A 20,662-nucleotide genomic window follows, 5' to 3' on the forward strand; every position below is an offset into this window, starting at 1 on the left:
GCCGACCACCTTACGTTGTGGGTGTATCGCTCGTGTATACGCGGGCTTCATAGCGGCCCCGGGGCCGGTGGGACGCCGGTCCCGGGGAGCCGGCCGGGGCGCCGCCCTCACTCCGTACGCAGCCCGTCCGGCCGCATCAGCCGCCACAGCGGCGGCAGGCTGAGCAGCGTGACCACCAGGACCAGCGCGGCCCCGGCGGCGGTCGGCGGCCAGACCGCCGACCACACGAAACCGCTCTTGCCCACCATCCTCAGCAGCACCAGACCCAGCCCGGTGCCGCCCGCCACGGACAGCGCGAGCCCCAGCCCCACCGGGACGGCCGCCCCCCACAGCACCGACCAGCCCAGCGTGCCCCGCCGGGTCCCGAACGCCACCAGGACCGACAGCGGCCGCCGCCGCTCGCGCAGCTGCTCCAGCGTGGTGACCAGCATGCTCGCGGCGATCAGTGCCAGGGTCGCGGCGGAAGCGATCAGCAGGCCGGTGCGCACGTCCGCGAACTGCCTGTCGGGGGCGACGTCCTGCAGGGAGCGGACGCGCAGCGCGGGATCGATCCGGGCCGCGGTGTTGCGGACGTATTCCTCGGCGTCGGGAACGCGCGCATCGATGCGGATCATGGCGTAGGCGTGCGGGTCGGCCAGGGCGGCGGGGTCCAGGGCGCGGGCGGTGGCGAAGATGCCGAAGTGCGTCGTGCCCATGGGGTCCGGGCGGGAGGGGACCACCCGGGCCGACTCCGGGACGGTCCACCACCGCGGCTTCGCGGGCATCGCGTCGGATCCCGGTTCGCGGTTGAGGAGCACCCGGGCGCCGGGCCGCGCGATCTTCGCCAGCGCCGAGAGGTACCGGTCGTGCACCACGCCGCCGTCCCTGACCACGAACACATCGCCCTCCGTGCAGGGCCCGATGCGCGCCAGCTCCCGCAGGGTGGCGCAGTCGCCGACGGTGACCTCGCCGGCCGGGAGGGGCTCCTCGCTGTTGCGCCCGGGGACGGGCCGGGCGGAGACGGAGCCGTTGACGCCGGCGATCACCCCGCGCACCCCCTCGGTCGCGCGGAACCGCGCGATCATCTTCCCGGTCGCGGCGGCGTCCCCTGCGGGCAGTTCGACGTCCAGCTGAGCCCGGCCCGAGTCCTGCCCCGTCACCTTCATGAAGTCGCTCTGGACGGCGGCGAAGAACACCTGGAGCGCGATGGCCCCGGCGACCGCCACGGTGATGCCACTGACCGCCCGGGCGGCCGCGCCGCTGCTCAACTGCAGGCGTCGGGTGGCCAGCTGCCAGGCCACCGGCCCGCCCTTGAAGCGCCCGACGACCGCCTCGACCAGCCACGGCAGCAGCACGGTGATCCCGACGAGGAACAGCACCGCACCGCCCGCGATCCGGTCCGTGTGCAGCACCGCGCCGTCGGCCCGCTGCCCCCCGCTGAGCAGCATCAGCGCCGCCCCCGCGGCCGGCAGCGGCAGCCGCCACCACAGCCGGCGCCGGCGTCCCGCAAAGTCGCGTACGACGCCCAGCGGCTCGATGGTCACCCGGCGCAGGGCGACCAGAGTGACCGCCACCGACAGCACCGGCACGGTCACCAGCACCAGCAGCGCAGGCCCCCGGACCGGCGTCACATCACCCGGAAACGCATTGACGCCCCACAAGGTGACCCGCCCGGCCAGCGGCCGTGCGGCCAGGAACAGCGCACCGCCCACCACCAGCCCGCACACCGAGCCGAACAGCGCCTCCCCGGCGGCCATCCGGTGGGTCATCCGGACATCCGCGCCGACCAGCCGCAGCGCCGCCAGCCTCCGGTCGCGCCGCTCCCCGCCGAAGCGCACCGCCGTGGCGATGAAGATCGCCACCGGCATCAGCAGCACCACGCACGCCACGACGACCAGGAGGACGAGCCTGGGGTCCATGGGCCGCTCCTCGGCACCCTCGGCCCCCTGGCCGAAGCCGGTGACGCGAAAGGCGTTGTCGCCGGCGGTGAGGGAGGCGCTGCCCGCGTAGTACGCCAGCTCACCGGGCCCGGCCAGCCCCGGCTCGCCGATCGTGCCGACGGTCCGGTACGGCAGCCGCTCCCGCAGCAGCCTTCCCTCCGCCGAGCCCAGCAGTTCCTTCAGGGCGGGGGAGACCACCATCTCGCCCGGCCGGGGCAGCGCGGCAACGCCCGGCGGCCGGGGTGCGGCGGGCCCGTCGGGGTGGAGCAGCACACCGCCGACGGTCGCACCGCGGAAGGAGGTCTCCGCGTAACCGAGGAGCAGCGTCCGGGCGGTCGGCTTCGCCGTCGAGCTCGCCCCGACCGGGGTGGTGGCCTCCGTACGTGTCTTCCAGCGGTCCAGGACGTGCGGGACGGACGTGGCGCCGAGCAGCAGCGCCACCCCCAGCCCGACGCCGACGGCCGTCAGGGCCGTACGGACCCAGCCCTCCCGGCCGCCGCCGGCCGCGAAGCGGATACCGATGGCGAGGTCGCGAACCCAGGTGGCGCACCGCCCGGTGCGGCCCCCGGCGTCGTATCCGCTCATACCGCCGCCGCCGCTTCCCGGGCCACGCGGTCCCGTACGACGGCCTCGGGGCCGGAGTGCGCGGCGACCCGGGCCTCGTGCGTGACCGGCACGACCGCGGTGCCGGTGTCCCGTGCCGCGTCCGTCAGCAGCCCCCGCATCCGCTCCCCGTTGAGCGGGTCCAGCGCGCCGGTCGGCTCATCGGCGAAGACCACCCGCGACCGCGCCGCCGCCTCCCCGCGCTTGACCCCGGCCGGCCGCAGCGGCGGCGCGGCATTCGCCGCACACGTCAACTCCGGTACCAGCCAGCCGAATGGGAAGACCAAGCCGAAGTCCGCGCGGCGCAGTGCGCTGTGCTCGGCGTCGCTCATGGCGGCGATCACCTCACCGGGGCGGCGGGAGAGGCCGGCGCCGGCCGGCGCGGGCGTGGATCCGTACGCCTTGCGCAGTGCGCTCGCTTCGAGCGGGGGGTGTGCAGTGGGCATGACATGCACTCTACGTTAAGTGTATACGCGTGATGTATAGCTAGGGGACCGAAGGAGGTCGACCGTCGACCGTCGGGCGTCGTCAGGCGTCGTCAGGCGGCGGCGCCTTCGGCGGCCGCCCCCGCCGCGGAATCGCGCCCGCCCCCCGCGGCAGCCGCCCCGCATCGGTCAGCGCCTTGCGGAGCAGGAACTCGATCTGCGCGTTGGCGCTGCGCAGCTCGTCGTCCGCCCACCGCGCGAGCGCGTCATGGATCAGCGGGTCGAGCCGCAGCAGCACCTGCTTGCGCTGCTGCGGCCGTCGCGCGGGGGTCCGGTCGCCTTCGGCGCCGGGCCCCTCGGCCTCGGTGCTCACTGGTAGAGCGAGCCCGTGTTCAGGACCGGCTGGGCGGCCCGGTCGCCGCACAGCACCACCATCAGATTGCTCACCATGGCCGCCTTGCGCTCCTCGTCCAGCTCGACGATGCCCTGCTCATTGATCCGGGCCAGCGCCGACTCGACCATGCCCACCGCGCCCTCGACGATCTGCTGGCGGGCCGCGACGACCGCGCCGGCCTGCTGCCGCTGGAGCATCGCGGAGGCGATCTCGGGGGCGTAGGCGAGGTGGCTGAAGCGGGTCTCGATGATCTGCACGCCGGCCGCCTGCACCCGGGCGGTCAGCTCCACCGCGAGCTTCTCGGTGATCTCCTCGGCGTTGCCGCGGAGCGAGAGGCCGTCCTCGTCGTGCGCGTCATAGGGGTACTCGATCGCGATGTGCCGGACGGCGGCCTCGGTCTGGGTGCCCACGAACTCCAGGAAGTCATCGACCTCGAACAGCGCCCGGGCGGTGTCCTCGACCTTCCATACGACGATGGCGGCGAGCTCGATCGGGTTGCCGTAGGCGTCGTTGACCTTCAGTACGGCGGTCTCGTGGTTGCGCACCCGGGTGGAGATCTTCCGGGCGGAGGTCAGCGGGTTGACCCAGCGCAGGCCGTCGGTGCGGATCGTGCCCACATACCGCCCGAAGAGCTGGATGACCCGGGCCTCGCCGGGCGCGACCATCTTCACGCCGGTCATGCAGAAGAAGGAGGTGACCAGGAGGACGGCGCCGGCGATCGCGAACGGCGCGGTCAGCGATCGGTTGTCGCCGGAGCTGAGGGCGCCGCCGACGCTGATGGCGGCGATGCCGAGGGCCACCCCGAGCACGGTCAGCAGCAGGGCGAGGCCGCCCGGGATGCTGTGCGCCGCACTCTCGCGGACCTGTGGTTCGGGCATCTGCGGCGCGTCGATGGCCGGGTCGGCCGTCGACAGGTCGGACTGAGCGGACATAGGGGTCCCCGTTTCTCGGGTGCGGCGCGTGATGTCCGCCGCACCAGGTGATTTCGCTGGTCTAGCAAAGTGATATCACTTTAGCGCGCTGGCCTGCCAGGGTCCAGCGCGATGGCCGAAACCCCCTCCGTGGTTCCCGTACGCCCCGTGCTGTTTGTCACGCCGGGAAAAGCCGTGATCGATGAGTATCTGTTGACAGATGCGGTGTTAGCTTCAACAGCTGAATGACCTGGGGGCGGAACCGACTGGAGTTGCTGGAGCGATGGGCCGAGCGGATGCGAGGCGGGCGCGGCAGGGGAACGCCCGCCGGGCCAAGCCGAAACAGAGAAAGCCGAAACAGGACAAGAGCTTCATACGCCGGCTCTTCAGCTGGAAGAAGATCCTCGGGGCAGTCCTCGGAGTGATCCTGCTGGGCATGCTCGGCTTCCTCGGCCTGTACCTGTACGTGGACATTCCCAAGACGAGCAATCAGGACGCCGCCAAGCAGAGCAATGTCTTCCAGTACGCCGACGGCAAGATCATCGCCCGCGACGGCACGGTGAACCGCGAGACCGTACCGCTCGCGAAGATTCCCAAGGAAGTCCAGAACACCTTCGTCGCCGCCGAGAACAAGACCTTCTACCACGACTCCGGCGTCGACCTGTGGGGCACCGCCCGCGGCATCCTCAACACCCTGATGGGCCACGGCAAGCAGGGCGGCTCGACGATCACTCAGCAGTATGTGAAGAACTACTACCTGACCTCCGAGCAGACGGTCACCCGTAAGCTCCAGGAGATCGTCATCTCGCTCAAGGTGGACGACAAGCTCAGCAAGAAGCAGATCCTCGAGGGCTACATCAACACCAGCTACTACGGCCGCGGCGCCTACGGCATCCAGGCCGCCGCCCAGGCGTACTACCGCAAGGACGTCGAGAAGCTGTCGGTCTCGGAGGGCGCCTACCTCGCCTCGCTGCTCCAGGCCCCGAGCCAGTACGACTGGACGAGCGCGACCCCGACCGGCAGGAAGCTCGTCAAGCAGCGCTGGGCCTACACCCTCAACAACATGGTCGAGATGCACTGGCTCTCGCCGAGCAAGCGGGCCAAGCAGATCTTCGATTCCGCCGTCCCCAAGCCTCCCAAGCCGCTGCCCGGCGTGACCGGCCAGAAGAGCTACCTCATCGACGAGGCCAAGCGGGAGCTCTTCGCCCAGGGCGTCGACGAGAAGCAGTTCGAGGCCGGCGGCTGGACCGTCACCCTCGGCATCGACCGCAAGAAGCAGCAGGCGCTGGAGAAGTCCGTCAAGCGCAAGCTCCTCGACGACCTCGACGCGAAGCAGCGCAAGGACGACGCGAACGCCCAGCTCGGTGCCGCATCGGTGGACCCCAAGACCGGCCACATCGTCGCGCTGTACGGCGGCGAGGGCCCCCCGAAGCACTACCGGAACAACGCGACGCGCGAGGACTACCAGGCCGCGTCGACCTTCAAGCCGCTGATCCTCGCCTCCGCGATGGAGAGGGGCGCCAAGACCCAGGACGGCGTGCCGATCACCCCGGCCACGATCTACAGCGGCCACAACCGCCGCCCGGTCGTGAACAGCACCAAGCCCTTCGCGCCGCCCAACGAGGACGAGCACGACTACGGCAACATCAGCGTCCAGACGGCGACCAACAACTCCGTCAACGCCGTCTTCGCGCAGATGGGCGCCGACGTCGGGCTGGACCAGATCAAGAAGACCGCCGTCAGCCTGGGCCTGAACGGCGAGAAGATGGACGTCCAGCCCGCCATGACGCTGGGCACCATGGGCGCCAGCCCGCTCCAGATGGCCGGGGCGTACGCCACCCTCGACAACCACGGCAAGAAGGTCACCCCGACCATCGTCACCAGCGCCACGCACGGCGAGGAGAAGCTCCGGCTGCGCGACCCGATCGGCGGACAGGTCCTCAGCCAGCGCACCGCCGACACGGTCACCTCCGTACTGACCGGCGTGGTCAACGACGGCACCGCCTCGCAGTCCGTGAAGAACACCGCGTACGAGGCGGCGGGCAAGACCGGCACCTCCGACGACGACAAGTCGGCCTGGTTCGTGGGCTACACGCCCAAGCTGGTCACCGCGGTCGGCATGTTCGGCGAGTCCCCCAACGGCGGCGCCCAGGTCACCCTCAAGGGCACCGGCGGCGGCGGCCGGGTCAACGGCGGCGGCTACCCGGCGCAGGTGTGGGCGGACTACACCCAGGCCGCGCTGGGCGGGCGCACCGGGGACAAGTTCCAGCTGAACACGGACCAGGGCGCCTGGGCCGCGCCGACCGCCGTCCCCACGCCGAGCAACACCCCCTCGGCGACCCCCACGCCGAGCACGTCGCCGAGCGAGACCCCCTCGCACAGCCCGACGCCGACCGGAACCCCCACGGAGACCGGCCGCCCGACGGGCCGGCCCACCGATCCGACCCCGACCAACACCGGTTTCCCGGACGGCGGGACCACCGGCGGTGACACCACCGACGGCGGCACCACCACCGGGGGCGACACCACCGGCGGGACCAGTCGCGGACCGGGCGGCGGCAACGGCAAGGGCGGCCTGACCGACTTCAACTGACGCCCCGCACCGACCCGGAACACCGCGGCCCCCGCCTCAAGGCGGGGGCCGCGGTGCTGAATTGGGCCCCGTCCGGTCTCGGACGGGGCCCAATCCGTGGGACAAGGGCCGTACGGGGCGCCTGCGCTCCCGTACGCCCCGGCCGTCAGGCGCGTGCCCCCGGGGGCATCGACAGCTCGAACCAGACCACCTTGCCCATGCTCAGCCGCGTCGCGCCCCAGCGCCGGGCCATGCGATTGACCAGATACAGCCCCCGCCCGCCCTCGTCGGACGGCCGGGCCTGCCGCAGCCGCGGCAGCTGCGGCACATCGTCACCCACCTCGCAGCGCAGCACATCGGTCCGCAGCAGCCGCAGCGTGATCGGCCGCTCCGCATACCGCACCGCGTTGGTGACCACCTCGCTGACCAGCAGCTCCACCTGGTCGGTCAGCTCGTCCAGGCCCCAGCGCGCCAGCGCCCGGCGGGCGAGGCGCCGGGCCTGCCCGGCCGTCTGCGCCTTCGGGTCCAGATACCAGTACGCGACGTCGCTCGGCGCTATCCCGTCGAACCGGGCGGCCAGCAGCGCGATGTCGTCATCGCGGTCGCCGGGACCCAGCATGTCCAGCACCTCGTCGCACAGCGGCTCCAGCGGCGGCGGATTGGGACCCGTCAGCCGGGCCGTCTCGGTCAGCCGCTCCCGCAGCTGCTCGATACCGGTCCACACGTCCCGGATCCGCGACTCCACCAGACCGTCGGTGTAGAGCACCAGCGTGGCGCCCGCCGGCGCGTCCAGCTCCACCGCCTCGAAGTCCACCCCGCCGACGCCGATCGGCGCGCCCGGCGGCACCCGCAGCACCTCCGCGCGCCCGCCGCGGTGCAGCATCACCGGCGGCGGATGCCCCGCGTTCGCGATGATGATGCGGTGCGCGACCGGGTCGTAGACCGCGTACATGCACGTCGCCATGCGGTCCGAACCCAGCCGCTGCGCCTGCTCGTCGAGATGGTGCAGCACCTCCTGCGGCGGCAGATCCAGCCCGGCGAGGGTCTGTGCGGTCGTCCGCAGCTGGCCCATGATCGCCGCCGAGGTCATCGAATGCCCCATGACATCGCCGACCACCAGCGCCACCCGGCTGCCCGGCAGCGGAATCGCGTCGTACCAGTCGCCGCCCACCCGCGCCGTCTCGGCCGCCGGCAGATAACGGCTGGCCAGCCGCACCCCGGTCGGCTGCGGCAGCGAGTCCGGCAGCATCGTGCGCTGGAGCGCGTCGGCGATGTACGCCTCGCGCCCGTAGAGCACCGCCTTGTCCACACCCAGCGCGGTGTGCGTCGCCAGCTGCGCCGCCACCAGCAGATCGTCCGGCTCGAAGGCGGGGCGGTCCGGGCGGCGCAGAAAGACCGCCGCACCGATGACCCGCCGACGGCCCCGCAGCGGCGCCAGGATCACCCGGTGGCCACCGGGCAGCCGGGTGTCCGGACCCAGCAGCTCCGGCAGCGCCGTACGCGCCGCCTGCGCCTCCCCGAACAGCGGCCGCACACCCCGCAGCACCTCCGCCAGCGGACCGCCCGGCCGCACCTCGGCGAGCTCCGCCGCGCTGCCGCCCATCGCCGGCCCCAGATCGGGCTGCGCGGGCAGCATCGGCAGCCGGGTGCCGTTGGTGTCCGGCTCCTCCGGGATCCGGTCCGTACGCCGCAGCCGCAGCACCACGGGCCCGGTCGGCCGCTCATCGCCCACCGGCAGCGGATCCCGCAGATACACCAGGATCGCGTCGGCGAACGTCGGCACCGTCGCCCGGCACAGCCCCAGCACGATCTCGTCCAGGTCTATGCCGCGCGCGATCCGCCGCGTCGCCGCCCCGATGAACCGCAGCCGGTCGCCGCCCGCCTGCCGCGCCGCCGCCACCTCGCCGCTCTCACCCGGATGCCCGGAACGGGCCGGGGGAGCGGGCGGCGGACCCGCCGGCGGCGGCACCTGTGCCCGCGCCACCTCCTCGGCCACCGGATACGCCGCCTCGCCGGAGAAGCCGCCCTCGCGCTGCCGGCCGATGCCCTCGCCCCCGGGGCGCGACTCCTGCCCCGTACGCGGGTCCTCGCCCGGCTCCGGCGCCTCGGCACGGCCCACCGCGCCCGCGCCCGCCTGCACGGCACGGGCCGCGGTTCGTTCCTCCGGCACCCCGGCCGGCCGCCCGGCCACGGGCATCGCCACCTCCCTGTACGAATCCGGGTACGCATCGCCGTACGAGTCCCCGTAGGAGTCCCCGTACGAACCGCCCGCACCCCGTGCCGCGGCGTGACCGGCCGCGTGGTCACTCACATGATGACCGGTCAGCCGCCCGGCCGTGTGCTCCGCGGCACGATGCTCCGCCTCGCCCGCCGCATCCCGCTCGGCCGCACCGTGATCCGCGCCCGGCTCCTCCTGCGCGCCACCGCGCACACCACCACCACCCATGCCGACGCCCCTACCGATGTTCATGCCGATGTCATCACCGCCGCGCACCGCGAAGCCGGTGCCGGGGACGGGCGCGAACCCGGCCGCGGTGGGCTGCTGCAGGGCGCTGCGCGGGTCGGGAACCGCACCGAGCGGCGCCGTCCCGGCCGCCCCCCGAAAAGGGGAGGCCGAGGGCGCGGCGGTCGAGGCCGACCGCCGCGATTCGTGGGAGGTGGGGTGCTCCGTCACGCGTGGGATTCCATCCGTCCGGGGCTGCATACCTGATACCTGACGCACCGCCTGGCGGGCGCGTCAGACACGTCGCAGGTGCAGAAAGAGCTGGATCTCGGGGGGCACGTCCGTACTCGCCGGGGCAAATGCATACGAGTCCTCCCCGGCGACCTCGAAACCCGCGTCGCGCACGACCCGGCGCAGGTCATCCCGCAGGTATCCCGATACCCGGACCGAGGTGCCCAGGAACGGAATCGTGAAGTCGTCCACATCCGCTTCGACCATCGACAGGGCCAACAGCCCGTCAGGTCGTAGGAGATCATGCAGCAGGCCCAGTGCGTAAGGGATTTCGGCACGCGGCAGCATCAGAAGCGAGAAAAAGGCGGCAATTCCGTCGAACGAACCCGGGCCGCCGAGCCGGCCGCCGCGCAGATCGGCGATGTCCAGCCGGTGGAATTCCGCGTCCGGGGCGTTGTCCCGGGCCAGTTTGATCATCGAGGGGGAGAGGTCGATGCCCACGACGCGATGCCCGGCATCCGACAACTGACGGGCGGTCGGCAGACCCGTACCGCAGCCCACATCCAGGATGCGCGAGCCGGCGGGGAGCGCCCCGGCGAGCCAGGTGCCCGTCGCGACCTGGCCCTCCTTGTGCGGGAAGGCGTCGTCGTACAGATCGCCGATCGCATCGAACGCCTCGGCCTGTCCCGCCCGGTCAAGTGCTAACCGGTTCAGGCCCTCATATTCGTCGTAGCTTCTCGCGCTCACGACCTCGCCCCTCCTGCGACCGCGGTCAAGTTCGTTTTCCCGTTCTGGAGTTGCGCCAGTGCAGTCTTGCGGAGGACGATCCTACGGTTGAAGACCCCCGCCGCAGCAAGGGGGCTCGGTCCGGCTTCTCGGCCCGCAAGAAAAGGCCGCGCCCTTAGGCGCGTCTTTCCACAGTTCGCCCGGTTCACTCACCCCACTTTGCTTTACTCGCTCACGACCGCAAACGGTCCGGCGGGCGGTCCCAGTTCTCCGGAAGCCGGGGAACCTCCCAGCCCGGATCGGGCCGCCAATTCTCCCAGCCGTCGGCGAACGGCCCGCCCCACGCCCCGATCTGGGCGATGGCGGCCCGCCCGGCGGAGCGGACCTCGGCCGCCTGCGCCGCGGTCATCAGCCCGTCCCGCTGCGCCTGCGCGAACTCGTCCTCGTCCCGCCACTCCCAGTGCCGGTCCGGAAAGACGCAGATGTCAAGAAAATGATCCAGCGAGTCAATGCCACCCGCCCAACGGCGACGCGGTTCCTCCAAATTGACGTACCAGTTCTTGAACTGCCAGTCGCGCTCCCAGAACAGCCACACCGACCAGGGGTCTCCCGGCCGCGCCAGCTTCAGCACACCCGTGCCGAACCACTGGTCGAAGGTGGTGCGCCGGGCCTTCGTATAGCGGGTGGCCAGCGGCTCGCGGTGCACGGGCGTGCCATCGGCGAGCACCGGCTTGACGACGGCGGTGGCCGGCGCCATCCACACCGCGAGCAGGTCATCGGTGTCCTGGACAACGGTCACCGGGCGGGCGATATGGAACCGGTGGGGATCGGCGTTGTCCCGGTAGCGCCACAGGATGTGCTCCCCGCGCGCCCACCGCGTCCGCTCCGCCGCGCGAGGTGTCTCGCCTTCCCTCGTCCCCACCATGTCCGCTGTCATGACCAGAGCTTAGGACCCCGGCGTTACGCGCGCCGTGACCTGAGCCGCACCGAACGTTACGGAGGGGTGATGACGGCGGACCGGTGGTGGCGTTACCGGGGGTGCGGACCGGGCACCGGGCGCCGCGTCACGGATGCGTCATCCGCAGCACGTCCAGCGCCGCGTCCAGCTGCTCCTCGCTCAGCAGCCCCCGCTCGACATATCCCCCTTCGATGACGACCTGGCGAATCGTCTTCCGCTCGGCGAGGGACTTCTTCGCCACCTTCGCCGCTTCCTCGTAACCGAGGTACTTGTTCAACGGCGTGACCACGGACGGCGACGATTCCGCATACTCGCGCGCCCGCTCCGTATTCGCCGTGATGCCGTCCACGGTCCGGTCCGCGAGCAGCCGCGACACATTCGCCAGCAACCGCACCGACTCCAGCACATTCCGTGCAATCACCGGAAGCATGACATTCAGTTCAAAGTTTCCGGACGCGCCGGCCGCGGCCACCGTCGCGTCATTACCGGTGACCTGCGCCGCCACCATCAAAACGGCCTCCGGAATCACCGGATTGACCTTCCCCGGCATGATCGACGACCCCGGCTGCAGATCCGGCAGAACAATCTCCGCGAGCCCCGTCCGCGGCCCCGAACCCATCCACCGCAGATCATTCGCAATCTTCGTCAACCCCACCCCGATGGTGCGCAGCTGACCGCTGATCTCGACGATTCCGTCCCGCGCCCCCTGCGCCTCGAAATGATTACGGGCCTCCGTCAGCGGCAGCCCCGTGGCCAGCGACACCTCCGCGATCACCGCCGCCGGGAATCCGGGGGGCGTATTGATCCCCGTCCCCACCGCCGTCCCGCCGAGCGGCAACTCCGCCAGCCGCGGCAGCGAAGCCCGCAGCCGTTCCATGCCGTAACGGACCTGGGCGGCATAACCCTCGAATTCCTGCCCCAGTGTCACCGGCGTCGCATCCATCAAATGCGTCCGCCCCGACTTCACCACCTCGGCGAACTCCATCGCCTTACGCTCCAGCGCCACCGCCAGATGCTCCAGCGCCGGCTCCAGATCCCGGACCACGGCCGCCGTCGCCGCGATATGGATCGACGAAGGAAACACATCGTTGGACGACTGACTGGCATTGACATGGTCGTTGGGGTGCACCGCGCGCCCCAGCCGCTCGCTCGCCAGCGTCGCGATGACCTCATTGGCGTTCATGTTGGACGACGTCCCCGACCCCGTCTGAAACACATCGACCGGGAAATGCGCGTCCCATCGCCCCTCCGCCACCTCCCCGGCCGCCTCCTGAATGGCCACCGCGGTCTCCTTCTCGAGCACCCCCAGCTCCGCATTGACCTTCGCCGCCGCGGCCTTGATCCGCGCCAGCGCCTCGATGTGCGCCCGCTCCAGCCGCAGCCCCGAAACCGGGAAATTCTCCACCGCCCGCTGCGTCTGCGCCCGCCATTTCGCGCGCGCGGGCACGCGGACCTCGCCCATGGAGTCGTGCTCGATGCGGAAGTCGTCGGGGTTGCCGGGATTGCTGCTGAGGCCGCTGATTTCGCTCATATCTGTTTCAGTACCCGGGGCGGCCGATCTGTTCCCGGATACGGAAAATCCGCTCACCCGACGGCCCGCGCACGGCGGAGGGCCCGGCTCCAGGAGCCGGGCCCTCGCGTCGCTGCTCAGCGGCTACGCCGCGTGTTCATCCCCTGCACTTCTTGTATTCCGCCGCCATCTTGTCGGCGTAGCGGGCCTCCTCCAGCGCCAGCTCCTTGTACTTGGCGACCTTGGTCCTGTTCGGGTGCGCCGCCGCGGCCTCCGCGTTCGCACGCGCCACGTAGTCGCGGGACAGTTCGCTGTGCCGGCGCGCCTCGTCCATGTAACGCTGACAGTTGGCACGGGCCGCCGCGGCGCCGCCGGCGGGTGCGGCACTGGCCGGCGCGACCCCCGCGAAGGTGATGCCGGCGACGGCGATGGTGGTGGCCGCCAGGGCCATCGAGCGCTTCATTGTGCGCATGGTTCGCATTCCCCCAGGAACGGTCGTGACGAACTGACGCGCCGTGGCGCCGGTCCCGCGCCACGCCGCTCGAACGGTCAATCGATCATGAAGACGCGGGCGGCGGCCGCCGGGTTCCCGTCGCACGGCAGACACCGGCCACGGCCGTTCCGCGGGACCGGGCGCGAGATCAGCGCCCGAGCCGGCCCCGGACCATGCCGGCCATGGCGTCGAACTCCGGCAGCCGCATCCGCCGGGCAACGGCCACGAAGACGCCGAGCAGGACGCCCCCGCCGGCCAGCAGCGCCGCCAGGGAGCCCCACACGCCGCCACCGAGGGCCCGGGTGACGGCATACGCCGCGCCGCCGCCCACCAGGGCCGCGGGCGCCGCGGCGGCAACCAGACGGGCGTAGGTACGCAGCACCCGCGCGCCGTCCAGATCGCCGCCCAGCCGCCCGCGCAGCCGCCGCCAGGCGACGCCCACGCCCACCGCGTAGGCCAGCCCGTAGGAGGCGGCCATACCGGCAACGGCCCAGCGCGGCGGGAGCAGTGCGAAGCACAGTCCGGACGCGGCGGCGTTGACCACGGCGACGATCACGGTGTTGTAGAAGGGCGTGCGGGTGTCCTCGTAGGCGTAGAAGCCGCGCAGCACGACGTACTGCACCGAGTAGGGAATCAGCCCGAGGCCGAAGGCCATCAGGACATGGCCGATGCCGCTCGCGCCCTCGGCGCCCGACCCGAAATAGAGCGTCGAGGCCATCGGGACGCCCAGCGCCAGGAACGCGAACGCGCAGGGCACGATGGCAACGGCCGAGGTCCGCAGCCCGTACGAGAGGTCATCGCGGACCGCCGCCGCATCGCCTTCCTGAGCCGCGCGGGCGATCCGCGGCAGTACGGCGGTCATCACCGACACCGTGATGATCGCCTGCGGCATCTGCCACAGCAGCTGGCCGTAGTTGTACGCGGTGATGCCCGAGCCGAGGTGCCCGGCCCGTTCGGCCAGGGTGCCCGCCTTGGTGGCGAGCTGAATGACCACGGTCATGCCGACGTGATTGGCGAGGACGAAGAGAAGCGTCCACTTGGCCAGGCCCATGGCCCTGCCCAGGCCGTGCCCCCTGAAGTCGAAGCGCAGCCGCAGCCGGAAACCGGCCTCCCGCAGATACGGCAGCATCGCCAGCGCCTGCACGGCGAGCCCGATCAGCGTGCCGAGACCGAGCAGCCGCACGCCCTGAGGGGTGATGGTCGAGGGACCGACACCGGAGTCGGTGAAGCCGCCGAAGGCCCAGATGAAACCGCCGAACGCGGCGATGATCACGACGTTGTTGAGGACCGGGGTCCACATCATCGCGCCGAAGCGGCCACGGGCGTTGAGGATCTGCCCGAGCACCAGATGCGCGCCCATGAAGAAAATGGTCGGCAGGCAATACCGTGCGAACGCCACGGTGACGGCCATCCGCCGCGGGTCCGAGGCGATGTCCGGCGACATCAGCCGCACCAGCAGCGGAGCCGCCAGCACACACACCGCCGTGACGCCCGCCAGCACCACCACGACCAGGGTCAGCAGACGGTTGGCATACGCCTCGCCGCCGTCCTCGTCCTCCTTCATCGCCCGGACCAGCTGCGGAACGAAGACCGCGTTCAGCGCTCCGCCGCCGACCAGGAAATAGATCATCGTGGGCAGGACATTGGCGACCTGGTAGGAGTCGTTGAGCGTGCCGGCGCCGATCGCCGCCGCCATGACCAGCGTGCGGAGAAAGCCCGTGACCCGGGAGACGACCGTGCCCGCCGCCATCACGGCGCCGGCCTTCATCAGGCCCGAAGCGCCCCCGGTCCGCCGCGGCTCCGCACGCTCCGCAGGCGCCTTGACCCCGTTCATTCCTGCCCCACCCCGTCCGTCCCCCGGTCCCTCAACGGCCCGTCTCCGGCGCCGGTGCCGACGGCCCCCACCCACTGGATGGGTGAGGGCCGTCGGCGCTGTGCCGCGCTGCTGTGCTGCGCCGCCCGCTACGCCTGCCGCACCGGAATGCTGGTGAACGTCGGCGTCGGCGCCGGGTCCTGGAAGAAGTCGTTGCCCTTGTCGTCGACGACGATGAACGCCGGGAAGTTCTCGACCTCGATCTTCCAGACGGCCTCCATGCCGAGCTCCTCGTACTCGAGCACCTCGACCTTCTTGATGCAGTCCTGCGCCAGGCGGGCGGCCGGACCGCCGATGGAGCCGAGGTAGAAACCGCCGTGCGCATGGCACGCGTCGGTGACCTGCTGGGAGCGGTTGCCCTTGGCGAGCATGACCTTCGAGCCGCCGGCCGCCTGGAACTGCTCGACGTAGGCGTCCATCCGGCCCGCAGTCGTCGGACCGAACGAACCCGACGCGTAGCCCTCGGGGGTCTTGGCCGGGCCCGCGTAGTACACCGGGTGGTTCTTGAGGTACTCCGGCATCTCCTCGCCGGCGTCCAGGCGCTCCTTGATCTTCGCGTGGGCGATATCGCGGGCGACGACCAGCGTGCCGGTCAGGGAGAGGCGGGTCTTGACCGGGTGCTTGGTCAGCTCGGCCAGGACGTCGTCCATCGGACGGTTGAGGTCGATCGCGACCGCTTCGAGGTCCGGGCCCGCGCCCTCGGTCAGCTGCTCGTCGGTGGTGTCCGGGAGGAAGCGCGCCGGGTCGGTCTCCAGCTGCTCCAGGAAGACGCCCTCGGCGGTGATCTTCGCGACGGCCTGGCGGTCCGCGGAGCAGGAGACGGCGATCGCCACCGGGCAGGAGGCACCGTGCCGCGGCAGGCGCACCACGCGCACGTCGTGGCAGAAGTACTTGCCACCGAACTGCGCGCCGATGCCGATCTTCTGCGTCAGCTCGAAGACCTTCTCCTCCAGCTCCTTGTCGCGGAAGCCGTGGCCGGTGGGCGAGCCCTCGGCCGGCAGCTCGTCCAGGTAGTGCGCGGACGCGTACTTGGCGGTCTTCAGCGCGTACTCGGCACTGGTACCGCCGACCACGATCGCCAGGTGGTACGGGGGGCAGGCCGCGGTGCCCAGCGAGCGGATCTTCTGCTCCAGGAACTTCATCATGGAGGCCTCGTTGAGGACCGCCTTGGTCTCCTGGAAGAGGAAGGACTTGTTGGCCGAGCCGCCGCCCTTGGCCATGAACAGGAACTTGTAGGCGCCGCCGTCGGTCGCGTACAGCTCGATCTGCGCCGGGAGGTTGGATCCGGTGTTCTTCTCGTCCCACATCGTCAGCGGGGCCATCTGCGAGTAGCGAAGATTGAGCTCGGTGTACGCGTCGAAGATGCCGCGCGAGAGCGCTTCCTCGTCCCGGCCCGACGTCAGGACGTTCTGGCCGCGCTTGCCCATCACGATCGCCGTGCCGGTGTCCTGGCACATCGGCAGCACACCCGCCGCCGCGATATTGGCGTTCTTCAGCAGGTCCAGCGCGACGAAGCGGTCGTTCGCGCTGGCCTCGGGGTCGTCGAGGATCTTCCGGAGCTGGGCGAGGTGGGCCGGGCGCAGATAGTGCGAGATGTCGTGCATCGCCTCGGCGGCCAGCTTGCGCAGCGCCTCCGGCTCGACCTTGAGGAATGTCCGGCCGTCGGCCTCGAAGGTGCTCACACCCTCCGAAGTGACCAGGCGGTAGGGGGTGTTGTCCTCACCGGTGGGCAGGAGGTCGGTGTAGGCGAATGCCGGGCGGGCCGGGTGGGAGGAGGCGGGCATCTGGGGACTGGTCCTTACTCGGAGGGGTGTGGCTGGCTTCTACGGCAGCGCCCCAACAGCGTAGAACCCCGGCGGACGGGCGCGGCTGTGAGGTAGGGCTCAGTACCCGGGGCGCCGGGACGGCCGGGCCGCCCGGCGGCGCATCCCCGTAGGGCTGGTCGCGATCTATCGCGTTTCGCTACGCTGGTGCCGTGGACGCTGCAGACAACGGGGGACGACCGGGCCCCGAGACCCCGCCCGGAACGCTTCAGAAGCAGGACGACCGGCGCGAGGGGCAGGCGGAGAAGGTGAATCTGACCAAGCCGGTGGCCGAGGCCGAGATGCGCGCGTCCGACGCGGACCGCGACCGGGTCGCGGAGATCCTGCGCGAGGCGCTGGCGGAGGGCCGGCTGGACGCCGAGGAGCACGCCGAGCGGATCGACGTGGTCTACCGCGCCAAGACCATGGGCGAGCTGGAGCCCGTCGTACGGGACCTGCCCGCGGCGGACGACGGCAGCCGCACCCGGTCCGCGCCGGGGGCGTATGCGTACGGGCCCGCCGCCCCGATGCCGGACCAGAACCTCGTGGCGATCTTCAGCGCGTCCGCGCGCAAGGGGCGCTGGCGGGTCCCGGGGCGGATCAACGCCGTGGCGATCTTCGGGAGCGTGGAAATCGATCTGACCGAGGCGGTGTTCCCGCAGCAGCAGGTGCAGATCAATGTCACCTCGCTCTTCGGCAGCGTGGAGATCCGGGTCCCGGAGAACGTCACGCTGCGCAGCAGCGGTGCCGGCCTGCTGGGCTCCTTCGAGATCGAGACGCACGAGGCGGAGGACGACAGCGCCCCGCAGGTGCAGATCAACGGCTATGCGGTGCTGGGCAGCGTGGAGGCCAAGCCGAAGCGCGGCGCCTGGATCCGCGATCTGCGCAGCCGGCTGCGCGAGGACCGGCGCGACCGCCACGAGCGGCTGCGCGAGGAGCGGCAGGACCGGCTGGACGCGCGGCTCGAGCGGCATGCCCAGGCGCTCGAGGAGCGGCACGAGCGGCACGAGCGGCGGCGGTTCGAACGCGAGGAGCGGCGGGACCGCTTCCGGAAGGGGTTCGGCGGCTGAGCCGGCCGAGGGGCTGCGCCGGCCGAGGGGCGGTCGGCGGCTCCGGGGGCGGGGGAGCGGGATCAAAGCCGCTTTTCGGGTTTTCGTTCTTCTGGTTTCCGCACGATCGCCACGGTGTGCATAAGCGTACGTACAGCGGGTAGGGCTGGTGCATCGTCTCTCGTACGGCTGCGGGGTGCGAAAAGCCGTGCGCAGCGAGACGGGCAAGGGTGAAATCTTCGCCGAAGCCGTCGTCAGGAGTAGACCGTGCTGCTACCGCATCAGCCCCTGCAGGATGCCGCTGTCGTTCCGTCCCAGCGAATGCCCGCTGCTCGCGACGAGGCCGGCCCCTGGCATTCGGAGGCGGTGTGCCGCCGGGATGAAGCCGGGCTGTTCTTCGCCCCGTCCAAGGAGCCGACCGCCGCGCGGCTGGCCAGGGAAGAGGCCGCGAAGCGGGTGTGTGCCCGCTGTCCCGTGATGGTCGAGTGCCGGGAGCATGCGCTGCTCCAGCCGGAGCCGTACGGCGTCTGGGGCGGGCTGACGGCGGCCGAGCGCCGGGTCGTCCTGGCCCGCCGCCGACGCCGGGAGTCCGAGCTTCAGCGCACGGCCCGGATGCCGGCGGCCGGCTGAGGCCGCGGCAGGCAGGGCCGGGACGGACGGCTTCGGCTCGTAGGCCCAGGTACCCGCACCACCGCTTCGCCCCCGTCGGAGGATCTCCGGCGGGGGCGAAGCGGTGGTGCGGGGCGTGCGGCAGGTGCGGGCCGGCCGCCGTGGGCTAGCTCGGGCGCTCGAAGTCCACCGAGCTGTACGCGCGCAGCTTCGACAGGCGGTGCTGCGAGTCGATCTGGCGGATCGTGCCGGACTTGGAGCGCATCACCAGGGACTGGGTGTAGGCGGTCTCGGCGCGGTAGCGCACGCCGCGCAGCAGCTCGCCGTCGGTGATGCCGGTGGCGACGAAGAAGACGTTGTCGCTGCGGACCAGGTCGTCGATCTGGAGCACCTTGTCGAGGTCGTGGCCGGCGTCCAGCGCGCGCTGCCGCTCCTCGTCGTCCTTGGGCCACAGCTTGGCCTGGAGGGTGCCGCCCAGGCACTTCATGGCGCAGGCCGTGATGATGCCCTCGGGGGTACCGCCGATGCCCAGTAGCAGATCCACGCCGGTGCCCTCGCGGGCCGCCATGATCGCGCCCGCGACATCGCCGTCGGAGATGAACTTGATCCGGGCGCCCGCCTCCCGGACCTCCTTGACCAGGCCGTCGTGGCGGGGCCGGTCCAGGATGACGACGGTGACGTCCTCGACGGCGGACTTCTTCGCCTTGGCGATCCGCTTGATGTTCACCGCCACCGGCGCCGTGATGTCGACGAAGTCCGCCGCCTCCGGGCCGGTGGCGAGCTTGTCCATGTAGAAGACCGCGGACGGGTCGAACATCGAGCCGCGCTCGGCGACCGCCATCACGGAGACGGCGTTCGCCATGCCCTTGGCGGTCAGGGTCGTGCCGTCCACCGGGTCCACGGCCACGTCGCACTCCGGGCCGGTCCCGTCGCCGACGCGCTCGCCGTTGTAGAGCATCGGGGCGTGGTCCTTCTCGCCCTCCCCGATGACCACGACGCCGTTCATCGAGACGGTGTGGATCAGGGCGCGCATGGCCTTGACCGCTGCACCGTCCGCGCCGTTCTTGTCACCCCGGCCCACCCAGCGGCCCGACGCCATGGCGCCGGCCTCGGTGACCCGGACGAGTTCCAGGGCGAGGTTGCGGTCCGGGGCCTCGGGGCTGACCTCGAGTTGGGACGGGAGATGATGCTCGGTCATCGAGCGCACCTTTCTGTACGGCGACGGCCGTGAAGGATGAGGGTGATACGACTTTATCCGTACGTCGCCAAAATGAGCAGAGGGCCCTTCGCATGAGCGCCGTCAAGGAAGCCCCCGAGCGTGGTAAGTGCGCAGGTCGCGGCCGTGTGCGGGGGGCCTGTCGGGATCGCCGCGGCCATAGGGGACGATAGGGGGCGTGGCAGGTATGCGAGGCAGGCAAACGGTGCGGGACATGATCCTGTCGCTGGCGGTGATCGGCGTCGTGGTGGCGGCGGTCTACATCTTCATTCCGCACGACGACAGCCGGGGCGCCGAGAATCAGGCGGTCAAAACGGTCGACTACCGGGTCGAGGTCACGACCGCCCGGCGGGCCGCACCGTACCCGGTCGCCGCGCCCCAGGGCCTGCCGAAGACCTGGCGCGCCACCTCCGTCTCGTACAAGGCGAGCGACGACGGCAAGGGCGGCGCCTGGCACCTGGGCATGCTGGATCCGGAGCAGCAGTACGCGGCCGTCGAGCAGAGCGACGCGCCCGCGAAGAAGTTCATCCAGGAGGTCACGCTCGGCGCGGCCAAGGTCGAGGGCAAGCAGGCCGTCGGCAGCAAGAAGTGGGACCGCTACAAGGGCGACCGGTACCGGGCGCTGGTGCGTCGGGATCCGGGGGTGACCACCGTGATCACGGGGACGGCGCCCTACGGGCGGCTCGCGGATCTGGCCGCCGCGCTGGTGGCGAAGAAGGGCTGAGGGCGGGCCGAGGCCCCCGGGGCCGGGGCGTGTACCCGGCCGGTGAACGCAGGGCAACGCAAGGCAATGCAAGGAGAGGCCGGCGCCCCCCCCCGGGGGGGGGGGGGCCCCCCGTGGGCGGGCCACACCCGCGACCGGGGCGCCCGAAGGCGCGCACACCCAGGCGCCGGCCACGGCGTAGGGGAGGCGGGGGGGGCGCGGGGA

At 71.5% G+C, this 20,662-nt stretch carries 15 protein-coding genes and 1 pseudogene; 4 read left to right on the top strand and 12 right to left on the bottom strand.

Annotation, left to right across the window (positions count from 1 at the left end):
• Window positions 1-107: 107 nt before the first annotated feature.
• The 4 genes from ACIRPT_RS17560 to ACIRPT_RS17575 all read right to left on the bottom strand — a co-directional run bounded on the left by ACIRPT_RS17560 (window position 108) and on the right by ACIRPT_RS17575 (window position 4,273).
• Window positions 108-2,504: an FtsX-like permease family protein gene (locus ACIRPT_RS17560; protein ID WP_403827876.1), complete on the bottom strand. Its 2,397-nt coding sequence runs from the start codon at window positions 2,502-2,504 to the stop codon at window positions 108-110.
• A complete protein-coding gene (locus ACIRPT_RS17565) occupies window positions 2,501-2,968 on the bottom strand; it encodes a hypothetical protein (RefSeq protein WP_403827878.1) in 468 nt (155 codons plus the stop codon). Before ACIRPT_RS17565 ends, ACIRPT_RS17560 begins: the two co-directional genes overlap by 4 nt.
• Window positions 2,969-3,050: 82 nt before the next feature.
• Complete coding sequence (locus tag ACIRPT_RS17570) at window positions 3,051-3,320, bottom strand: hypothetical protein (protein WP_403827880.1); 270 nt, start codon at window positions 3,318-3,320, stop codon at window positions 3,051-3,053.
• On the bottom strand, window positions 3,317-4,273 hold the full coding sequence (locus tag ACIRPT_RS17575; protein ID WP_403827882.1) for an SPFH domain-containing protein: 957 nt from the start codon (window positions 4,271-4,273) through the stop codon (window positions 3,317-3,319). Before ACIRPT_RS17575 ends, ACIRPT_RS17570 begins: the two co-directional genes overlap by 4 nt.
• A 262-nt stretch (window positions 4,274-4,535) precedes the next feature.
• On the opposite strand from ACIRPT_RS17575, the gene ACIRPT_RS17580 reads away from it, so the two are divergent.
• Window positions 4,536-6,845, top strand: a complete 2,310-nt coding sequence (locus ACIRPT_RS17580) for a transglycosylase domain-containing protein (protein ID WP_403827884.1) — start codon at window positions 4,536-4,538, stop codon at window positions 6,843-6,845.
• Window positions 6,846-6,990: 145 nt separating this feature from the next.
• Here the strand turns inward: ACIRPT_RS17580 and ACIRPT_RS17585 are convergent, their stop codons facing one another.
• The 7 genes from ACIRPT_RS17585 to ACIRPT_RS17615 form a co-directional block, all read right to left on the bottom strand.
• Window positions 6,991-9,498 carry a SpoIIE family protein phosphatase gene (locus ACIRPT_RS17585; RefSeq protein ID WP_403827886.1) on the bottom strand — a complete coding sequence of 836 codons (2,508 nt, stop codon included), beginning with the start codon at window positions 9,496-9,498 and terminating at the stop codon, window positions 6,991-6,993.
• A gap of 63 nt (window positions 9,499-9,561) precedes the next feature.
• Entirely contained in the window at window positions 9,562-10,245 is a 684-nt protein-coding gene (locus ACIRPT_RS17590; protein ID WP_403827887.1) for a class I SAM-dependent DNA methyltransferase, read from the bottom strand.
• Between the two features lie 211 nt (window positions 10,246-10,456).
• Window positions 10,457-11,161, bottom strand: a complete 705-nt coding sequence (locus tag ACIRPT_RS17595; RefSeq protein WP_403827889.1) for a DUF402 domain-containing protein — start codon at window positions 11,159-11,161, stop codon at window positions 10,457-10,459.
• A 127-nt stretch (window positions 11,162-11,288) separates the two neighbouring features.
• The gene (locus ACIRPT_RS17600; protein WP_403827891.1) at window positions 11,289-12,713 is read right to left on the bottom strand and encodes a class II fumarate hydratase; all 1,425 of its coding nucleotides are present in this window, start codon (window positions 12,711-12,713) and stop codon (window positions 11,289-11,291) included.
• Between the two features lie 136 nt (window positions 12,714-12,849).
• On the bottom strand, window positions 12,850-13,164 hold the full coding sequence (locus tag ACIRPT_RS17605) for a hypothetical protein (protein ID WP_403827893.1): 315 nt from the start codon (window positions 13,162-13,164) through the stop codon (window positions 12,850-12,852).
• Window positions 13,165-13,333: 169 nt separating this feature from the next.
• The gene (gene murJ, locus ACIRPT_RS17610; protein WP_403827895.1) at window positions 13,334-15,019 is read right to left on the bottom strand and encodes a murein biosynthesis integral membrane protein MurJ; all 1,686 of its coding nucleotides are present in this window, start codon (window positions 15,017-15,019) and stop codon (window positions 13,334-13,336) included.
• Window positions 15,020-15,147: 128 nt separating this feature from the next.
• Window positions 15,148-16,842, bottom strand: coding sequence for a fumarate hydratase (locus ACIRPT_RS17615; RefSeq protein WP_403827897.1), 1,695 nt, complete (start codon window positions 16,840-16,842; stop codon window positions 15,148-15,150).
• Between the two features lie 320 nt (window positions 16,843-17,162).
• On the opposite strand from ACIRPT_RS17615, the pseudogene ACIRPT_RS17620 reads away from it, so the two are divergent.
• Window positions 17,163-17,762: pseudogene (locus ACIRPT_RS17620) on the top strand (DUF1707 domain-containing protein); the annotation flags it as partial.
• A gap of 468 nt (window positions 17,763-18,230) precedes the next feature.
• Window positions 18,231-18,539 (top strand): WhiB family transcriptional regulator, encoded by a 309-nt coding sequence (locus ACIRPT_RS17625; RefSeq protein WP_403827899.1) that lies wholly within the window; start codon window positions 18,231-18,233, stop codon window positions 18,537-18,539.
• 145 nt (window positions 18,540-18,684) lie between these two features.
• On the opposite strand, the gene glpX is transcribed toward ACIRPT_RS17625, so the two are convergent.
• Window positions 18,685-19,716 carry a class II fructose-bisphosphatase gene (gene glpX / locus ACIRPT_RS17630; protein ID WP_033266154.1) on the bottom strand — a complete coding sequence of 344 codons (1,032 nt, stop codon included), beginning with the start codon at window positions 19,714-19,716 and terminating at the stop codon, window positions 18,685-18,687.
• A 205-nt stretch (window positions 19,717-19,921) separates the two neighbouring features.
• On the opposite strand from glpX, the gene ACIRPT_RS17635 reads away from it, so the two are divergent.
• On the top strand, window positions 19,922-20,458 hold the full coding sequence (locus tag ACIRPT_RS17635; protein ID WP_403827968.1) for a DUF4245 domain-containing protein: 537 nt from the start codon (window positions 19,922-19,924) through the stop codon (window positions 20,456-20,458).
• The last annotated feature ends 204 nt before the right edge of the window (window positions 20,459-20,662 follow it).

It is taken from the genome of Streptomyces sp. NPDC101227 (genome assembly GCF_044767545.1).
In the GTDB taxonomy this organism is placed as follows: Bacteria; Actinomycetota; Actinomycetes; order Streptomycetales; family Streptomycetaceae; genus Streptomyces.

Bases quoted from the DNA above. Each gene is read 5' to 3' on its own strand.
- ACIRPT_RS17565 (WP_403827878.1), bottom strand. From the start codon at position 2,968: ATGCCCACTGCACACCCCCCGCTCGAAGCGAGCGCACTGCGCAAGGCG.
- ACIRPT_RS17625 (WP_403827899.1), top strand. From the start codon at position 18,231: ATGCCCGCTGCTCGCGACGAGGCCGGCCCCTGGCATTCGGAGGCGGTG.
- ACIRPT_RS17635 (WP_403827968.1), top strand. From the start codon at position 19,922: ATGCGAGGCAGGCAAACGGTGCGGGACATGATCCTGTCGCTGGCGGTG.
- ACIRPT_RS17600 (WP_403827891.1), bottom strand. From the start codon at position 12,713: ATGAGCGAAATCAGCGGCCTCAGCAGCAATCCCGGCAACCCCGACGAC.
- ACIRPT_RS17560 (WP_403827876.1), bottom strand. From the start codon at position 2,504: ATGAGCGGATACGACGCCGGGGGCCGCACCGGGCGGTGCGCCACCTGG.
- ACIRPT_RS17605 (WP_403827893.1), bottom strand. From the start codon at position 13,164: ATGCGCACAATGAAGCGCTCGATGGCCCTGGCGGCCACCACCATCGCC.
- ACIRPT_RS17595 (WP_403827889.1), bottom strand. From the start codon at position 11,161: ATGACAGCGGACATGGTGGGGACGAGGGAAGGCGAGACACCTCGCGCG.
- glpX (WP_033266154.1), bottom strand. From the start codon at position 19,716: ATGACCGAGCATCATCTCCCGTCCCAACTCGAGGTCAGCCCCGAGGCC.
- ACIRPT_RS17615 (WP_403827897.1), bottom strand. From the start codon at position 16,842: ATGCCCGCCTCCTCCCACCCGGCCCGCCCGGCATTCGCCTACACCGAC.
- murJ (WP_403827895.1), bottom strand. From the start codon at position 15,019: ATGAACGGGGTCAAGGCGCCTGCGGAGCGTGCGGAGCCGCGGCGGACC.
- ACIRPT_RS17575 (WP_403827882.1), bottom strand. From the start codon at position 4,273: ATGTCCGCTCAGTCCGACCTGTCGACGGCCGACCCGGCCATCGACGCG.
- ACIRPT_RS17580 (WP_403827884.1), top strand. From the start codon at position 4,536: ATGGGCCGAGCGGATGCGAGGCGGGCGCGGCAGGGGAACGCCCGCCGG.